Annotated in this window: 11 protein-coding genes; 7 read left to right on the top strand and 4 right to left on the bottom strand. The window is 60.9% G+C overall.

Annotated features, from left to right (window positions below; all coding sequences use genetic code 11):
• Window positions 1-141 precede the first annotated feature (141 nt).
• From CPH89_RS15890 to CPH89_RS15860, 7 genes are all read left to right on the top strand, one after another.
• Window positions 142-1308 carry an efflux RND transporter periplasmic adaptor subunit gene (locus CPH89_RS15890; protein WP_053254482.1) on the top strand — a complete coding sequence of 389 codons (1167 nt, stop codon included), beginning with the start codon at window positions 142-144 and terminating at the stop codon, window positions 1306-1308.
• Entirely contained in the window at window positions 1305-4400 is a 3096-nt protein-coding gene (locus CPH89_RS15885; protein WP_053254481.1) for a multidrug efflux RND transporter permease subunit, read from the top strand. The genes CPH89_RS15890 and CPH89_RS15885 overlap by 4 nt, the downstream gene beginning before the upstream one ends.
• A 31-nt stretch (window positions 4401-4431) precedes the next feature.
• A complete protein-coding gene (locus tag CPH89_RS15880; protein ID WP_053254480.1) occupies window positions 4432-5109 on the top strand; it encodes a heavy metal response regulator transcription factor in 678 nt (225 codons plus the stop codon).
• On the top strand, window positions 5099-6463 hold the full coding sequence (locus CPH89_RS15875) for a heavy metal sensor histidine kinase (protein ID WP_053254479.1): 1365 nt from the start codon (window positions 5099-5101) through the stop codon (window positions 6461-6463). The genes CPH89_RS15880 and CPH89_RS15875 overlap by 11 nt, the downstream gene beginning before the upstream one ends.
• Window positions 6464-6866: 403 nt before the next feature.
• Window positions 6867-8189 carry an OprD family porin gene (locus CPH89_RS15870; RefSeq protein ID WP_053254478.1) on the top strand — a complete coding sequence of 441 codons (1323 nt, stop codon included), beginning with the start codon at window positions 6867-6869 and terminating at the stop codon, window positions 8187-8189.
• 86 nt (window positions 8190-8275) lie between these two features.
• A complete protein-coding gene (locus CPH89_RS15865) occupies window positions 8276-9775 on the top strand; it encodes a sensor domain-containing diguanylate cyclase (RefSeq protein WP_053254477.1) in 1500 nt (499 codons plus the stop codon).
• Between the two features lie 63 nt (window positions 9776-9838).
• Window positions 9839-11338 carry a sensor domain-containing diguanylate cyclase gene (locus CPH89_RS15860; RefSeq protein ID WP_053254476.1) on the top strand — a complete coding sequence of 500 codons (1500 nt, stop codon included), beginning with the start codon at window positions 9839-9841 and terminating at the stop codon, window positions 11336-11338.
• A 196-nt stretch (window positions 11339-11534) separates the two neighbouring features.
• Here the strand turns inward: CPH89_RS15860 and lpxC are convergent, their stop codons facing one another.
• The 4 genes from lpxC to CPH89_RS15840 all read right to left on the bottom strand — a co-directional run bounded on the left by lpxC (window position 11535) and on the right by CPH89_RS15840 (window position 15999).
• Window positions 11535-12446, bottom strand: a complete 912-nt coding sequence (lpxC, locus tag CPH89_RS15855; protein ID WP_003216227.1) for a UDP-3-O-acyl-N-acetylglucosamine deacetylase — start codon at window positions 12444-12446, stop codon at window positions 11535-11537.
• Window positions 12447-12558: 112 nt separating this feature from the next.
• Complete coding sequence (gene ftsZ, locus CPH89_RS15850) at window positions 12559-13764, bottom strand: cell division protein FtsZ (RefSeq protein WP_053254475.1); 1206 nt, start codon at window positions 13762-13764, stop codon at window positions 12559-12561.
• Between the two features lie 87 nt (window positions 13765-13851).
• Window positions 13852-15114, bottom strand: coding sequence for a cell division protein FtsA (gene ftsA / locus CPH89_RS15845; RefSeq protein ID WP_017738691.1), 1263 nt, complete (start codon window positions 15112-15114; stop codon window positions 13852-13854).
• A gap of 15 nt (window positions 15115-15129) precedes the next feature.
• Window positions 15130-15999 (bottom strand): cell division protein FtsQ/DivIB, encoded by an 870-nt coding sequence (locus CPH89_RS15840; protein ID WP_053254474.1) that lies wholly within the window; start codon window positions 15997-15999, stop codon window positions 15130-15132.
• Window positions 16000-16001 lie beyond the last annotated feature (2 nt).

Raw genomic sequence — 16001 nt, 5'->3', positions numbered from 1 at the left:
GCCTGGCATCTTTAACCACCGCTGGTACGAATGGTCAGAGTTTACTGACAGCCCTGTCAGTTAGCAGTCACCGTGCTGACCGGGTCGGCAGGCTATAAATCACCTTCATTCTCCCAACCCTTTGCCTCGGCGCCCCACCCCATGCACATTCAACGAAAAACCGCCCTGATCGTGGGTGCCCTCGTAGTCGTGGCAATTACCGCCTGGGTAGTCAACCGACCGGCCAAGAGCAAACTGGCGGCGGCGACCGCCATTCCGGTGCGGGTGGTGAGTGTCACGCAACAGGACATCCCTCGGTTCGTCAGCGGTATCGGCTCGGTGCTGTCGTTGCACAGCGTGGTGATTCGCCCGCAAATCGACGGCATCCTCACCAAGCTGCTGGTTAAAGAGGGCCAGTTAGTCAAGGCCGGTGACTTGCTGGCGACCATCGATGACCGCTCGATCCGCGCCAGCCTCGACCAGGCCAAGGCGCAATTGGGGGAAAGCCAGGCGCAGCTGCAAGTGGCGCTGTTCAACCTCAAACGCTACAAAGAACTGAGCATCGACGACGGCGTCTCGAAGCAGACTTATGACCAGCAACAGGCCCTGGTCAACCAGCTCAAGGCCACGGCGCAAGGCAATCAGGCGGCGATTGATTCAGCCCAAGTACAACTTTCCTACACCCAAATTCGCTCGCCGGTGACTGGTCGCGTCGGTATCCGCACGGTGGACGAAGGCAATTTCCTGCGCATGAGTGACGCCCAGGGCCTGTTCTCCGTGACGCAAATCGACCCGATTGCCGTCGAGTTTTCCTTGCCGCAACAAATGCTGCCGACCCTGCAAGGCTTGATCGCAGCGCCGACCCAAGCCAGCGTCGACGCCTACCTGGGGGCCGACACTGACGGCCAGACCGGCGACCTGCTCGGCGAAGGCCACTTGAGCCTGATCGACAACCAGATCAGCTCCACCACCGGCACCTTGCGCGCCAAGGCTGAATTCCAGAACGCCTCGCAGCGCCTGTGGCCTGGGCAACTGGTGACCATCAAGATCCAGACCGCCCTCGACAAAAACGCCCTGGTGGTGCCACCGACCGTAGTGCAACGCGGCCTGGACTCGCACTTTGTGTACCGCGTCAACGGTGACAGGGTGGAGATTGTGCCGGTGCAGATCACCTATCAGGACAGCGATGTGAACATCATCAAGGGCGTGCAGGCCGGCGATGTGCTAGTCAGCGACGGCCAGTCGCGGCTCAAGCCCGGCGCCCAGGTGGAGGTGCTCAAAGAGCCGCCTCAAGTCATCCATACCGTCGACGCCAAGGTGCAGCCATGAGTGGCAGCCGTTCGCCGTCCGCCTGGTGCGTTGACCACCCGGTTGCCACCCTGCTGTTGACCTTTGCCTTAGTGCTGTTGGGGGTGATTGCCTTCCCCCGGCTGGCCGTCGCCCCATTGCCGGAAGCGGAATTTCCGACCATCCAGGTCACCGCGACCCTGCCCGGCGCCAGCCCCGACACCATGGCGTCGTCGGTTGCAACGCCGCTGGAGGTGCAATTCAGCGCCATCCCCGGCATGACCCAAATGACCTCCAGCAGCGCCTTGGGCTCAAGCCTCTTGACCCTGCAATTCACTCTGAACAAGAGCATCGACACTGCCGCCCAGGAAGTGCAGGCGGCGATCAACACCGCGTCCGGCAAACTGCCCAGCGATATGCCGAGCCTGCCGACCTGGAAGAAGGTCAACCCGGCGGACAGCCCGGTGCTGATCCTCAGCGTCAGCTCCGCCAACATGCCCAGCACCGAGCTGAGCGACTATGTCGAAACCCTGTTGGCCCGTCAGATCAGCCAGATCGACGGCGTCGGCCAGATCAACATCACCGGCCAACAGCGCCCGGCGATTCGCGTACAAGCCTCGCCGGACAAACTTGCGGCGATCGGCCTGACCCTCGCCGACGTGCGCCTGGCCATTCAACAATCCAGTTTGAACCTGGCCAAAGGTGCGATTTACGGCGAGAACAGTGTGTCGACCCTGTCGACCAACGACCAATTGTTTCACCCGGAGGAATACGGCCAGTTAATCGTTTCCTACAAAAATGGCGCGCCGGTTCAACTGCGTGATGTCGCCAAAGTCATCAACGGTTCGGAAAACGCCTATGTGCAGGCCTGGTCCGGCGATACACCGGGGGTCAACCTGGTCATATCGCGCCAGCCCGGCGCCAACATTGTCGAGACCGTCGACCGCATTCAAGCCGAGCTGCCGCGCCTGGAAGGCATGTTGCCGGCGTCGGTGCAGGTCAGCGTGCTGACCGACCGCACCAAGACCATCCGCGCCTCCCTGCATGAAGTGGAAGTCACCTTGCTGATCGCCATCTTGCTGGTGGTGGCGGTGATGGCGCTGTTCCTGCGCCAGCTATCCGCGACGATGATTGTGTCCAGCGTGTTGGGTGTATCGCTGATCGCCAGTTTCGCCTTGATGTACCTGATGGGCTTCAGCCTGAACAACCTGACCCTGGTGGCGATCGTAATCGCCGTGGGCTTTGTGGTGGACGATGCCATCGTGGTGGTGGAGAACATTCACCGCCACCTGGAAGCTGGACTCGACAAGCGCGAAGCCGCGATCAAGGGGGCTGGCGAGATTGGCTTTACCGTGGTGTCCATCAGCTTCTCGCTGGTGGCGGCCTTTATTCCGCTGCTGTTCATGGGCGGCGTGGTCGGGCGGCTGTTCAAGGAGTTTGCGCTGACAGCCACCTCGACCATTCTGATTTCGGTGGTGGTCTCGCTGACACTGGCGCCTACCCTGGCCGCGTTGTTCATGCGCGCGCCGACGCATCACGCCCACGACAAACCCGGTTTCAGTGAACGCCTGCTCGCCGGCTACGCACGTAACCTGCGCCGTGCATTGGCCCATCAACGCACGATGGCGGCCATTTTCATTGTGACCCTGGCCTTGGCCGTGGTCGGCTACGTGTTTATCCCCAAGGGGTTCTTCCCGGTGCAGGACACCGGTTTTGTACTAGGCACCAGCGAGGCGGCGGCCGACGTGTCGTACCCGGACATGGTCGCCAAGCACAAAGCCCTGGCCGAAATCATCAAGGCTGACCCGGCGGTGGAAGCCTTTTCCCACTCGGTGGGCGTCACCGGCAGCAACCAGACCATCGCCAACGGCCGCTTCTGGATCGCCTTGAAAGACCGTGGTGATCGCGACGTGTCCGCCAGCCAGTTCATCGACCGCATCCGCCCGAAACTGGCGAAGGTGCCGGGTATCGTGCTGTACCTGCGCGCCGGCCAGGACATCAACCTCAGCTCCGGCCCCAGCCGCGCCCAGTACCAGTATGTGCTCAAGAGCAACGACGGCCCGACGCTGAACACCTGGACCCAACGCCTGACCGAAAAACTGCGCGCCAACCCGGCCTTCCGCGACCTGTCCAACGACCTGCAACTGGGCGGCAGCATCACCCACATCAGCATCGACCGCCAGGCCGCTGCGCGCTTTGGCCTGACCGCTACCGATGTCGACCAGGCGTTGTATGACGCATTCGGCCAGCGGCAGATCAACGAGTTCCAGACCGAGATCAACCAGTATCAGGTGGTGTTGGAACTGGACAGCCAGCAACGCGGCAAGGCCGAAAGCCTGAACTACTTCTACCTGCGCTCGCCGCTGACCAACGAGATGGTGCCGCTGTCGGCGCTGGCCAAGGTCGACCCACCGACCGTGGGGCCGTTGTCCATCAGCCATGACGGCATGTTCCCCGCCGCCAACCTGTCCTTCAACCTCGCGCCTGGCGTGGCGTTGGGCGATGCGGTGATTATGCTCAACCAGGCCAAGAATGAAATCGGCATGCCGGCCACCCTGATCGGCACGTTCCAGGGCGCGGCCCAGGCGTTCCAGAGTTCGTTGGCCAGCCAGCCGTGGCTGATCCTCGCCGCGCTGGTGGCGGTCTACATTATCCTCGGCGTGCTGTATGAGAGCTTTGTGCACCCGTTGACGATCATCTCCACCTTGCCCTCGGCGGGCCTGGGGGCGCTGATCATGCTGTGGCTGCTGGGCCAGGACTTTTCGATCATGGCCTTGATCGGCCTGGTGTTGCTGATCGGCATTGTGAAGAAAAACGGCATCCTGATGATCGACTTTGCCCTGGAGGCCCAGCGCGTACGCGGGCTGGCGCCTGAGGAGGCGATTTACGAAGCGTGCGTCACTCGGTTCCGACCGATCATCATGACCACCCTCGCCGCCTTGCTCGGCGCAGTGCCGTTGATGCTGGGTTCCGGGCCCGGTGCGGAACTGCGTCAACCGCTGGGTATCGCAGTGGTCGGCGGCTTGCTGGTGAGCCAGGCACTGACTCTGTTCACCACACCGGTCATATACTTGTACCTTGAACGGTTTTTCCACCGGCCCAAACCAGCCCCTGCGCTGGCGACCACACACTGAGGCTGAGGCCCCGTCCTGGAGCAAAAGGCTCATGCGCGTCCTGATTATTGAAGATGAAGAAAAAACCGCGGACTACCTGCACCGCGGCCTGACAGAACAAGGCTACACCGTCGATGTGGCGCGCGAAGGCGTCGAGGGTTTGCACCTGGCGCTGGAGAACGATTACGCGGTGATCGTGCTCGACGTGATGCTGCCCGGCCTCGACGGCTTTGGCGTATTGCGTGCACTGCGGGCGCGCAAGCAGACGCCGGTGATCATGCTCACCGCCCGCGAGCGCGTCGAAGACCGCATTCGTGGCCTGCGCGAAGGTGCCGATGACTACCTGGGCAAACCGTTTTCGTTTCTCGAACTGGTGGCGCGTCTACAAGCCCTGACCCGTCGCAGCGGCGGCCATGAGCCGGTGCAGGTCACCGTCGCCGACCTGTGGATCGATTTGATCAGCCGCAAGGCCAGTCGCAACGGCTTGCGCCTGGACCTGACCGCCAAGGAGTTCTCGCTGCTCAGCGTATTGGCGCGACGCCAGGGTGAGATCCTGTCCAAGACCGCCATTGCGGAGATGGTCTGGGACATCAATTTCGACAGCGACGCCAACGTCGTCGAAGTGGCAATCAAGCGCCTGCGTGCCAAGCTCGACGGGCCGTTCGAACACAAGCTGCTGCACACCATTCGCGGCATGGGCTACGTGCTGGAGAACCGCAGTGTCGGCTAACTCCATTGCCCTGCGCCTGAGCGGCATGTTCACGCTGGTGGCGCTGCTGATCTTCGTGTTGATCGGCGGTGCGCTGTACCAGCAAGTGGACCGCGGCCTGGGGTTGTTGCCAGAGGCCGAACTGGAGGCGCGCTATAGCGTGCTGGAATCGTCGGTGAACCGCTTCGGCACGCCGGACCACTGGGCAAAAATCACCGCCAAACTGAAATTGCTCGGCGAGGAAGACAAGCGCATCCGCTTCTGGGTAGTGAGCAGCGACCCGAACTACGAGTACGGCCACCCCGACGCACAGATCCGCGCGTTCGCCCAAGGGCCGACCGGCAAGCGCGACCTGCGCCTGCCTGAGCATGAATACCCGTTCAAAGTATTGCTGACCCAGTTCTCGGCCAAAGAACAACGCCCGCCGCTGCGCTTTATGATCGCCATCGACACCGAGAACTTTCGCATCACCCAGCACCATCTGTTGATGGCCTTGATCGGCCTGTCGTTTGTCGGCGTGGCCCTGGCCGCGCTGCTGGGGTTCTGGGTCTCGCGTATCGGCCTCAAGCCGCTGGGCAAACTCTCGGATGAAGCGCAAAAACTCGCACCGCCCAAACTCTCCGGGCGCCTGCACCTGTCGCCGTTGCCGCCGGAGCTGAGCCAGTTCGTCAACTCGTTCAACTCAACGCTGGATAGGGTTGAACAGGCCTACTCGCGCCTGGAGTCATTCAACGCCGACGTGGCCCACGAACTGCGCTCGCCGCTGACCAACCTGATCGGCCAGACCCAGGTGGCGCTGACGCGCGGCCGTTCTGCCGAGCATTACTTCGAGGTGTTGCAATCGAACCTCGAAGAGCTGGAGCGCCTGCGCTCGATCATCAATGACATGCTGTTTCTCGCCAGCGCCGACCAGGGCAGCAAGGCCACCAAGCTGATTGAAAGCTCACTGGCCGATGAAGTCGCCACCACCCTCGATTATCTGGACTTCATCCTCGAAGACGCCCAAGTCAAGGTTCAGGTGCGCGGCGATGCCGTGGTGCAGATCGAAAAAGCCCACCTGCGCCGCGCGCTGATCAACCTGCTGAGTAATGCGGTACAGCACACCGCGCCAGGGCAGATCATCGAGGTGAACATCGACGTGCAGGCGCATCAGGTGGCCATCGGGGTGACCAACCCTGGCGATGAAATTGCCAGCGAACATTTGCCAAGGCTGTTCGAACGCTTCTATCGGGTGGACGCGTCGCGCAGCAACAGCGGGGCAAATCACGGCTTGGGGCTGGCCATCGTCAAGGCAATTGCGTTGATGCATGGCGGTGATGTGTTTGTGCGCAGTGACGGTGGCGGCAATACGTTTGGCATTACGTTGCCCGTCTAAATCTTTAGAACACCTCAGTCAGTGTGGGAGCGGGCTTGCTCGCGAATGCGCAGTGTCAGTCGCCACATGTGCTGGCTGACCCACTGCTTTCGCGAGCAAGCCCGCTCCCACATTTAGATCTCGGCGCATCGACCCAGACATTGACTGTTGCGGTTTGGGCAACAGTCATTATCTTGTTACACTCTGTATCGCACCGCTCGCCTGCGTTACTTTGACGCACCGATGAGCGCGACGGCAAACACAGCTTCCCGCTCACCCGAATTTCCCTCGACTTATTTCCAGGGCTCTACACTGGGAATCTGTTTAAAGCCGCTGACTTCAGCGGCTTTTTTTTGCCGTAAAAAAAGGCCAGGCATACCCCCACGACATTGGCCGTTTTCGATTGACCAAAGGAGCTTTACCGGTGAAGAACTCGCTGACGTTCACCCCGTTATTCCTCGCGATTGCAGCAACGATCATCCCCCTTGCCCACGCGGCAGACACGCCTCAAGCTGACGGCTTCGTTGAAGGCTCAAGCCTCAACATCAATACCCGCAACTACTACATGAACCGCGACCGTCGCGACATTCACACCGATGACAGCAAGGAATGGGGCCAGGGTTTTATCGGCACCTTCGAGTCCGGCTTCACCCAGGGCACCGTCGGCTTTGGCCTGGACCTCAATGCCATGCTGGGGCTCAAGCTTGACGGCGGTGGCGGCACGGATGGCTCCAGCATCCTGCCCGTAGGCTCCGGCAACGGCAAAGCCCCAGGTTCGTTCTCCACCGCAGGCGCCACCTTGAAAATGCGCGCGTTCGACACCGAACTGAAGGCCGGTGACCTGTTCCTCAACAACCCGGTCATCGCCGGCGGCATGACCCGCATGTTGCCGCAGGACTTCCGTGGCGTCAGCCTGACCAATCACAGCTTCGACGGCTGGATGGTCGAAGGCGGCCAGGCCAGTTTCACCAAGCTCTACAACCAGAGCGGCCACCGTCGCATCGGCACCAGCTACGGCACGCTGCCGGACCACGCCGACAGTCAGCACCTGAACTGGGCCGGCGTGTCGTTCAGCGGTGTTGCGGGCCTGACCAGCAACCTGTATGCCTCTGAACTCAAGGATGTATGGCATCAGTATTACTACGACCTGGACTACACCTACGCGCTGAATGATCTGGTCAGCCTCAACCCCGGCCTGCACTACTACCACACACAGGACACCGGCCAGTCGCTGCTGGGCACTCTCGACAACAACACCTACAGCCTGCATTTCACCGTCGGCGTGGGCAACCACAGCGTCACCGCTGCCTATCAGCGGGTCAACGGCAACACGCCGTTCGATTACATCGGCCAGGGCGACAGCATTTATCTGGACAACTCCCAGCAATACTCGGACTTCAACGGCCCCAACGAGCGCTCGTGGAAACTCAAGTATGCCTACGACTTCGCCGGCCTCGGCATGCCCGGGCTGACGTCCGCCGTGTCCTATATCAGCGGTAAGACCGATCTCACCAAAGTCGACCCGAACAGCCGTGGCTACAGCGCCTGGTACAGCGCCGACGGCAAGGACGCAAAACACTGGGAGCGGGATATCGACCTGAAGTACGTGGTGCAAGGCGGCAAAGCCAAGGATTTGTCCGTGCGCCTGCAGTGGGCGACCAATCGCGGCGGCAACGGCTACTCGGCAGTGGACCGGGATGTGGATGAATACCGGGTGATCGTGGACTACCCGATCAACGTGTTCTAAGGCACTGATCTTTCTTTTTAACCCATGATTTAATTTTCATCGCGTAGAACTAAACTGCCAGTATCTTCCCTGCTGAAGCCTGCGCGATGAGTCAACCCCGCACTCCTGCCCTGCCTGCACGCCCAGAGCTTTTGCTGATTCTGGGCAGTAGCCTCACCGTCACCCTGATCGTGGTTATCGTCGCCGCGTTGCTGACCCGCGAACACGCCAGCACCGTACTGGCGGCCCAGCGCGCCACCACCAACATTACGCAACTGATCAACGCCGATGTGCTGCGTAACGTCGAACTCTATGATCTGGCGCTACAGGGCCTGATCACGGCTACCGAGCGCAAGGATCTGTCGCAGACGTCCCCGGACATTCGCCACACCGTGCAGTTTGATCAATCCACTGCGGCGCCCTTCAAAGGTGAAGTGCTGTTGCTGGATGCCAATGGCAAGGTGATCGCCGACTCCTCGACCCTCCGGCCGACGCCGCGCAATTTCGCCAACCGTGACTATTTCCAGATCCATAAACAAAACGCGCAGGCGGGGCTGTTTATCAGCCGCCCGTTCAAGATCCGCTGCGCCTGTGATCAGGTGTGGCGCATCGCGTTCAGTCGCAGGGTGACCGGCCCGGACGGCGAATTCATTGGCGTGGCCGTGGCGACGATGCGCCTGGCGTATTTCGATCAGTTGTTCAACCGCCTGACCATCGGCAACGGCAACGGCAGCTCGGTCAACCTGCTGAACAATCAGGGCATTCTCCTCGCCCAGCAGCCGTTGCTGGAGCGCGACATGATTGATAAGGACCTGAGCGATCGGCCCAATTTCAAACGCATATTGCGCGAAGGCGAAGGCAGCTTCCGGGCGATCTCGACCCTCAGCGGTACTGAGCGGTTGTACACCTTTACCAATGTCGGCGACTTGCCGCTGATTGTGGTGGTGGCGCTGTCCAGCGAGGACGTGTTCGCACCCTGGAAGCGCGCCGCACTGCTGACCGGTGGCGCCACCGGCGTGCTGTGTATTGGCCTGCTATGGCTGACCTGGCTGCTGCGCCACGAACTGCGCCGCCGCTATCGGGCCGAACAGGAACTGTCTGAACTGGCCGCCACCGATGCCCTGACCGGGCTGGCCAACCGACGCATCCTGGACCAGCGCCTGCGGCAGGAATGGGACCGTGCGCAGCGCTCGACCGAGCCGCTGACCCTGCTGATGATCGACGTTGACCACTTCAAAGCCTTCAACGATCGCCATGGCCACCGCGGTGGCGACGAGGCATTGCGCACGGTCGCCCAAGTCATCGGCAGTAACATCCGGCGCCCCGCCGACTTGGCCGCACGGTATGGCGGGGAAGAATTTGCAGTGGTGCTGCCCAACACAGATGCCAAGGGCGCCTGGGTGATCGCCGAACATATCCGCAGCAGTGTCGAACACTTGCCACGGGTGGCCGGCGCCGAGCAGCCGATTACCGTGAGTATCGGCATGAGCACCTGGGACAAGCACACCCGCTTGCCTTTGGAAGCGTTGCTGCTGCGGGCGGATCAGGCCTTGTATGAGGCCAAGCACACTGGCCGAAACCGGATTGTGGAGGCTGCTGCGCGCTGAACCGGCCCTGCAAGGCCATACAAGGACTACGCTATTGGCATCCTCGAAGCAGAAGTAAGCCCGATGAGCCCACGCCCGTCCCGCCCCACACGTCGCCCGGAACGCTTGTTGATCCTGGGCAGCGCGCTCACGGCCCTGCTGATCGTCGGGATGGTTGCAGCGCTGTTGATTCACGAACACGCCACGGCCCTGCAGACCGCCAAACGCACCGCGAACAACATCACCCAACTGATCGACGCCGATGTGCAGCGCAACATCGAGCTCTACGACATGGCCCTCAAGGGGCTGATCGCCGCGACCGAACGCAGTGACCTGCAAGACGTTTCCGCCAGTATTCGCCACCTCATATTGTTCGACCGCGCCACTGCCGCGCCCTACAAGGGCGATATTCTGCTGCTGGACGCCAATGGCGAGGTCATTGCCGACGCTTCGTTACTCGCGCCAAAGAAGGAAAACTTTGCTGATCGTGACTACTTCAAGGCTCAACGGAAAAATCCGGACCTCGGGCTGTATATCAGCCGCCCGTTCATGGCGCGCTGCGTGTGTGACGATAAGTGGCGTATTGCATTCAGCCGCCGCCTATCCGGGCCGGACGGGCGCTTCCAGGGCGTCGCGGTGGCCTCCATGCGCCTGTCGTACTTCAATCAGTTGTTCAGCAGCCTGAATATCGGCAGTAACAGCACCATCAACCTGATCAACCACGAAGGCATTGTGCTGGCACAGCACCCGCTGCTGGTTCAGGACCTGATCAATCAGGACTTCAGCCGGCGTCCCAACGTGGCGCGGATGCTCAAGGAGCGTGAGGGCAACTTTCGCGGCATTTCCAGCGTTGACCAGCAGGAGCGGCTTTACACTTTCTCCAGCGTCGGCAACTTGCCGCTGATCGTGGCGGTGGCCCTGTCCAGCGACGAAGTTTTCGCCCAATGGCGGCGAGCAGCCCTGCTGGTCGCCGTCGCCACGGGCGTGCTGTGCATGGGTCTACTGTGGTTGACCTGGATGCTCGGCAAAGAACTGCGCCGTCGCCATAGCGCCGAACAGGTGCTGTCAGAACTGGCAGCCACTGACGCGCTGACCGGCCTGGCCAATCGCCGCACCCTGGACGAGCGCCTGCGCCTGGAATGGGACCGTGCGCAACGCTCGGCCGAGCCGCTGACGCTGTTGATGATCGACGTTGATCACTTCAAGGCCTTCAACGACCGCCATGGACACCACGGTGGCGACGAGGCATTGCGTACGGTGGCTCACGTCATCGACAACAACATCCGCCGTCCGGCTGATCTGGCGGCACGATTTGGCGGGGAGGAGTTTGCGGTGGTGCTGCCGCACACCGACGCCAAGGGCGCATGGGTGATTGCCGAGCATATCCGCAGCAGTGTCGAGCACTTGCCACGGGTGGCCGGCGCCGAGCGGCCGGTTACCGTGAGTATCGGCATGAGTACCTGGGATAAACGCAGCCGCACTTCATTGGAGGCAGTGTTACTGAGTGCGGATCAGGCGCTGTATGAAGCCAAGCACAGGGGGCGCAATCGCATTGTGGATGCTGCAACGCTTCGAGATTCGTGAGTCGCAGCCTATCGATGTGGAAGCTGTCGAGCTTCAGTGCGGCTGTCAGGCAGGCGCCTCGGTATGACGTAGACACCGCGGTGATGCTATCGCAGGCAAGCCAGCGCCTGCATTGGAACGGCGGCCTCAAAAAAGACCGGCATAAAAAAAGGCCACCCGAAGGCAGCCTTTCAAAACTAAAGAAGAGAGTTGTTACTTACACCGCCGCAACGGGACGCATGTAAGAGATCGGTGCGGTGCTGGCATCTTCGAAGGTCACGACTTCCCAAGCATCTGTTTGTGCAATCAACTTGCGCAGCAGCTGGTTGTTCAGGGCGTGGCCCGACTTGAAGCCTTTGAACTCGCCTATCAGGCTATTGCCCAGCAGGTAGAGGTCACCGATTGCATCGAGGATCTTGTGCTTCACGAATTCGTCTTCATAGCGAAGGCCGTCTTCGTTCAGTACACCATCCGCGTCGACCACAATGGCGTTTTCAACGCTGCCGCCGAGTGCGAGGTTGTGCTTGCGCAGGTACTCGATGTCACTCATGAAACCAAAAGTACGGGCGCGGCTGACTTCTTTTACGAACGAAGTGCTGGAAAAATCCACGCTTGCACTTTGGGTGCGGTCACGGAATACCGGGTGATCGAAATCGATCTCAAAGCTCACTTTAAAGCCTTCGAACGGGACGAAGGTGGCGCGCTTGTCGCCGTCTTCTACTGTCACTTCCCGCAGAATGCGTATGAACTTCTTGGCTGCGTCCTGTTCTTCCAGGCCGGCAGATTGAATCAAGAATACGAAGGGACCAGCGCTGCCATCCATGATGGGGACTTCGGACGCGGAGAGCTCGACGTAGGCGTTATCGATGCCCAGGCCAGCCATGGCCGAGAGCAAGTGCTCCACCGTGTCCACTTTGACGTCACCGTTGACCAATGTGGTCGACATAGTGGTTTCGCCAACGTTTTCCGCGCGAGCAGGAATCTGCACCACAGGGTCCAGGTCGGCACGCACAAACACGATGCCGGTGTCGACAGGTGCAGGCTTGAGGGTCAGGTATACCTTCTCCCCGGAGTGCAGACCTACACCTGTGGCACGAATAATATTCTTCAGGGTGCGTTGTTTAATCATGGCTTGGACCGCTTCAGCGCAAATTGCGAACTGGTATCAACAAAGGCTGGCGATAATAGCAGACCAGACCTTTGCTGAACACCAATCACCTTCATAGCCCTGATACATTCCATTAATCGGCCTGACGACGCAAGAATGCCGGGATGTCCAGGTAATCCAGATCATCCTGCGGATTCAGGCTACGGGACGCCGCAGCACCGGCCTGAGCCTGGTTGCGCATCACGGTCGGACGGTCCAGATCACGGTAGTTCACCGACGGCAGTTCCTGGCGCGCAGGCGCTGGAGCGGCAGCCGCTTGGCTGGCGTGACTGTTGTGGCCGGTGTGAACGGTATTGTCGATGACCTTAACAGGCTTCTCGATTTTTGCGCCCAGGCCGGTAGCAACCACGGTTACATGCAGTTCATCACGCATGTCCGGATCGATAACGGTACCGACTTTGACCATCGCGTGCTCGGAAGCGAAGGCTTCGATGATGCTACCCACGTCGGAGTACTCACCCAGGGACAGGTCAGGACCGGCGGTGATGTTCACCAGGATGCCGCGTGCGCCTTGCAGGTTCACGTCTTCCAGCAACGGGTTGCGGATGGCCGCTTCAGTGGCTTCACGTGCACGGTTCGGACCGCTGGCGCAGCCAGTGCCCATCATCGCCATGCCCATTTCGCTCATGACCGTACGTACGTCGGCAAAGTCGACGTTGATCATGCCTGGACGCTTGATGATGTCGGAGATACCGCGAACGGCACCGGCCAGCACATCGTCAGCCTTGGCAAATGCGGACAGCAGGCTTGCGTCCTTGCCCAGGATGGTCAGCAGCTTCTCGTTGGGAATGGTGATCAACGAGTCGACGCTTTCAGAGAGCAGACGGATGCCTTCGTCGGCGATCTGCATGCGCTTGCGACCTTCGAACGGGAACGGACGGGTCACCACAGCGACCGTCAGGATGCCCATTTCCTTGGCCACTTCGGCAATGATTGGCGCTGCACCGGTACCGGTACCGCCGCCCATGCCGGTGGTGATGAACACCATGTTGGTGCCTTGCAGCACTTCAGCAATACGCTCGCGGTCTTCCAGGGCGGCTTGACGGCCGACTTCCGGGTTGGCGCCAGCGCCAAGGCCTTTGGTCACGGCTGTGCCCAATTGCAGGATGGTCCGCGCGCCGATGCTTTTCAGCGCCTGGGCATCAGTGTTGGCGCAGATGAATTCAACGCCTTCAATGTTGCTCTTGACCATATGGTTGACAGCGTTGCCGCCGCCACCGCCGACACCGATTACTTTGATAACCGGGCTAGCGGGGATGTTGTCTACGAGTTCGAACATGTTCCCTCTCCTTTCGTTTTCTCTAGTTTTTTCGCCTACTGCTTATTGCGTGCTTCTACAACGGTGTGACGGTGTCGCGGTAAATCTTTAGAAATTGCCTTTTACCCAAGCCTGCAACCGCTCGAACAACGGCGCTTTGGCCTCGTCGTCGCTGCGGTAGCTGTCACGGATGCTCGGGCCCGACAGGGAAATGCCGTCGGTCTGCTTTTGCAGCCCGTACAACAGCAAGCCCACACCGGTGGAATAAATCGGGTTGCGCACCACGTCGCCCAGGCCTTTGACGCCATGGGGCACGCCCAGGCGCACAGGCATGTGGAAGATTTCCTCGGCCAGTTCGACCGCGCCTTCCATCTTCGAGGTGCCACCGGTCAGCACGATGCCGGCCGGGATCAAATCTTCGTAGCCGCTGCGGCGCAGTTCAGCCTGGATCAGGGTGAACAGCTCGTCGTAACGTGGCTCGACCACTTCGGCCAGGGCCTGACGCGACAGCTCGCGCGGTGGACGGTCGCCAACGCTTGGCACCTTGATGGTTTCACCGGCACCGGCCAGCTTGGCCAGGGCGCAGGCGTAACGGATCTTGATTTCTTCGGCGTACTGGGTCGGCGTGCGCAACGCCATCGCGATGTCGTTGGTGACCTGGTCACCGGCAATCGGGATCACGGCGGTGTGACGGATCGCACCCTCGGTGAAAATCGCGATGTCGGTGGTGCCGCCGCCGATGTCCACCAGGCACACGCCCAGTTCTTTTTCGTCGTCGGTCAGTACCGAGTAGGCCGAAGCCAGTTGCTCGAGAATGATGTCGTCGATTTCCAGGCCGCAGCGGCGCACGCATTTTTCAATGTTCTGTGCGGCATTGACGGCACAGGTCACCACGTGAACCTTGGCTTCCAGGCGCACGCCCGACATGCCCAGAGGCTCACGAACGCCTTCCTGGTTGTCGATCACGTAGTCCTGCGGCAGTGTGTGCAGCACACGCTGGTCGGCCGGAATCGCCACGGCCTGGGCGGCGTCGAGTACGCGCTCAAGGTCGGCCGCGCTGACTTCGCGGTCGCGAATCGCCACGATGCCGTGGGAGTTCAGGCTGCGAATGTGGTTGCCGGCTACGCCGACGAACGCCGAGTGGATCCGGCAACCGGCCATCAGCTGCGCTTCTTCGATGGCGCGCTGGATCGATTGCACGGTGGACTCGATGTTCACCACCACGCCCTTCTTCAGGCCCCGGGACGGATGCGTGCCAATACCGACGATTTCGATAACGCCGTCTTCCCCGACCTCGCCCACCAGCGCCACCACTTTGGAGGTGCCGATATCGAGACCGACGATCATTTTGCCGCTTTGCACGTTTGCCATGGGTCCTGCCTCTTCTTAATTCTTCGCGACAGCGGGTTTGGCTGTCGTCGGCGCAGCCGGTTCACGCCAGCCGACGGCCAGGCCGTTGGCGTAACGCAGGTCGACGCTCGCAATGTTCGTAATCTGTTCTTTCAAGGTCTTGTCATAGATGGCAATAAAGCGGCGCATCTTTTCCACCAAGCGGTCGCGTCCCAGCAACAACTCGATACCGGGGCCGGAACTGCCTGCACCGGTGGTCAAAAACCAGCTGCCCCGCTCACGCAATTCCAGGCGTGCGATGGAGAAGCCCAGTGGCCGCAGCATCTGGCTCAAGGCCTGGTACTGCTGCATCACTTGCTGTTGCGCCCGCTGCGGCCCGAACAACTGCGGCAGGTGCTCGTAGTTGGCCAGTTCACGCGGGGTAAACGCCTGACCCTGGTTGTTCAACAGTGCGCCATCGCCCCAACGGGCAACAGGCAATTGCTCTTCCAGGCGGATCGTCACCTGGTCCGGCCATACGCGGCGGACTTCGGCATGCGCGATCCATGGCATCTGCTCCAACTCCGAGCGCATACCGGCCAGGTCGATGGTGAAGAAGCTCGCCGCCAGGTACGGGCCGATGCGCTGCTGTACCGCCTGCTGGCTGATGTAGCTCAAGTCGCCCTGCACGCTGATCTTGGTGATCGGCCGGTCGGCATACGGCAACAGACGCTGAGCGCCCTCGTAAGTGCCGAAGCCCAACGCCACCAGCAGCACCGGCCAGAACAGCGCTTTGATAAAACCAAAGTTGGCTTTCGGCAGGCGCGCCGACATCGGTTCCTTAGCCACCATCCGGCTGGCACCCCGCGGCACCGGCTTGCGGCCGGGGACTTGTGGGGGCTGATGACGAAGCGATGCGCCGTTCATGT

The organism is Pseudomonas fluorescens, assembly GCF_900215245.1.
Lineage (GTDB): Bacteria > Pseudomonadota > Gammaproteobacteria > Pseudomonadales > Pseudomonadaceae > Aquipseudomonas > Aquipseudomonas fluorescens.
This window is presented reverse-complemented; position numbering and strand designations above follow the sequence as displayed.

Bases quoted from the DNA above. Each gene is read 5' to 3' on its own strand.
- CPH89_RS15890 (WP_053254482.1), top strand. From the start codon at position 142: ATGCACATTCAACGAAAAACCGCCCTGATCGTGGGTGCCCTCGTAGTC.
- CPH89_RS15885 (WP_053254481.1), top strand. From the start codon at position 1,305: ATGAGTGGCAGCCGTTCGCCGTCCGCCTGGTGCGTTGACCACCCGGTT.
- CPH89_RS15880 (WP_053254480.1), top strand. From the start codon at position 4,432: ATGCGCGTCCTGATTATTGAAGATGAAGAAAAAACCGCGGACTACCTG.
- CPH89_RS15865 (WP_053254477.1), top strand. From the start codon at position 8,276: ATGAGTCAACCCCGCACTCCTGCCCTGCCTGCACGCCCAGAGCTTTTG.
- CPH89_RS15860 (WP_053254476.1), top strand. From the start codon at position 9,839: ATGAGCCCACGCCCGTCCCGCCCCACACGTCGCCCGGAACGCTTGTTG.
- lpxC (WP_003216227.1), bottom strand. From the start codon at position 12,446: ATGATTAAACAACGCACCCTGAAGAATATTATTCGTGCCACAGGTGTA.
- ftsZ (WP_053254475.1), bottom strand. From the start codon at position 13,764: ATGTTCGAACTCGTAGACAACATCCCCGCTAGCCCGGTTATCAAAGTA.
- ftsA (WP_017738691.1), bottom strand. From the start codon at position 15,114: ATGGCAAACGTGCAAAGCGGCAAAATGATCGTCGGTCTCGATATCGGC.
- CPH89_RS15840 (WP_053254474.1), bottom strand. From the start codon at position 15,999: ATGAACGGCGCATCGCTTCGTCATCAGCCCCCACAAGTCCCCGGCCGC.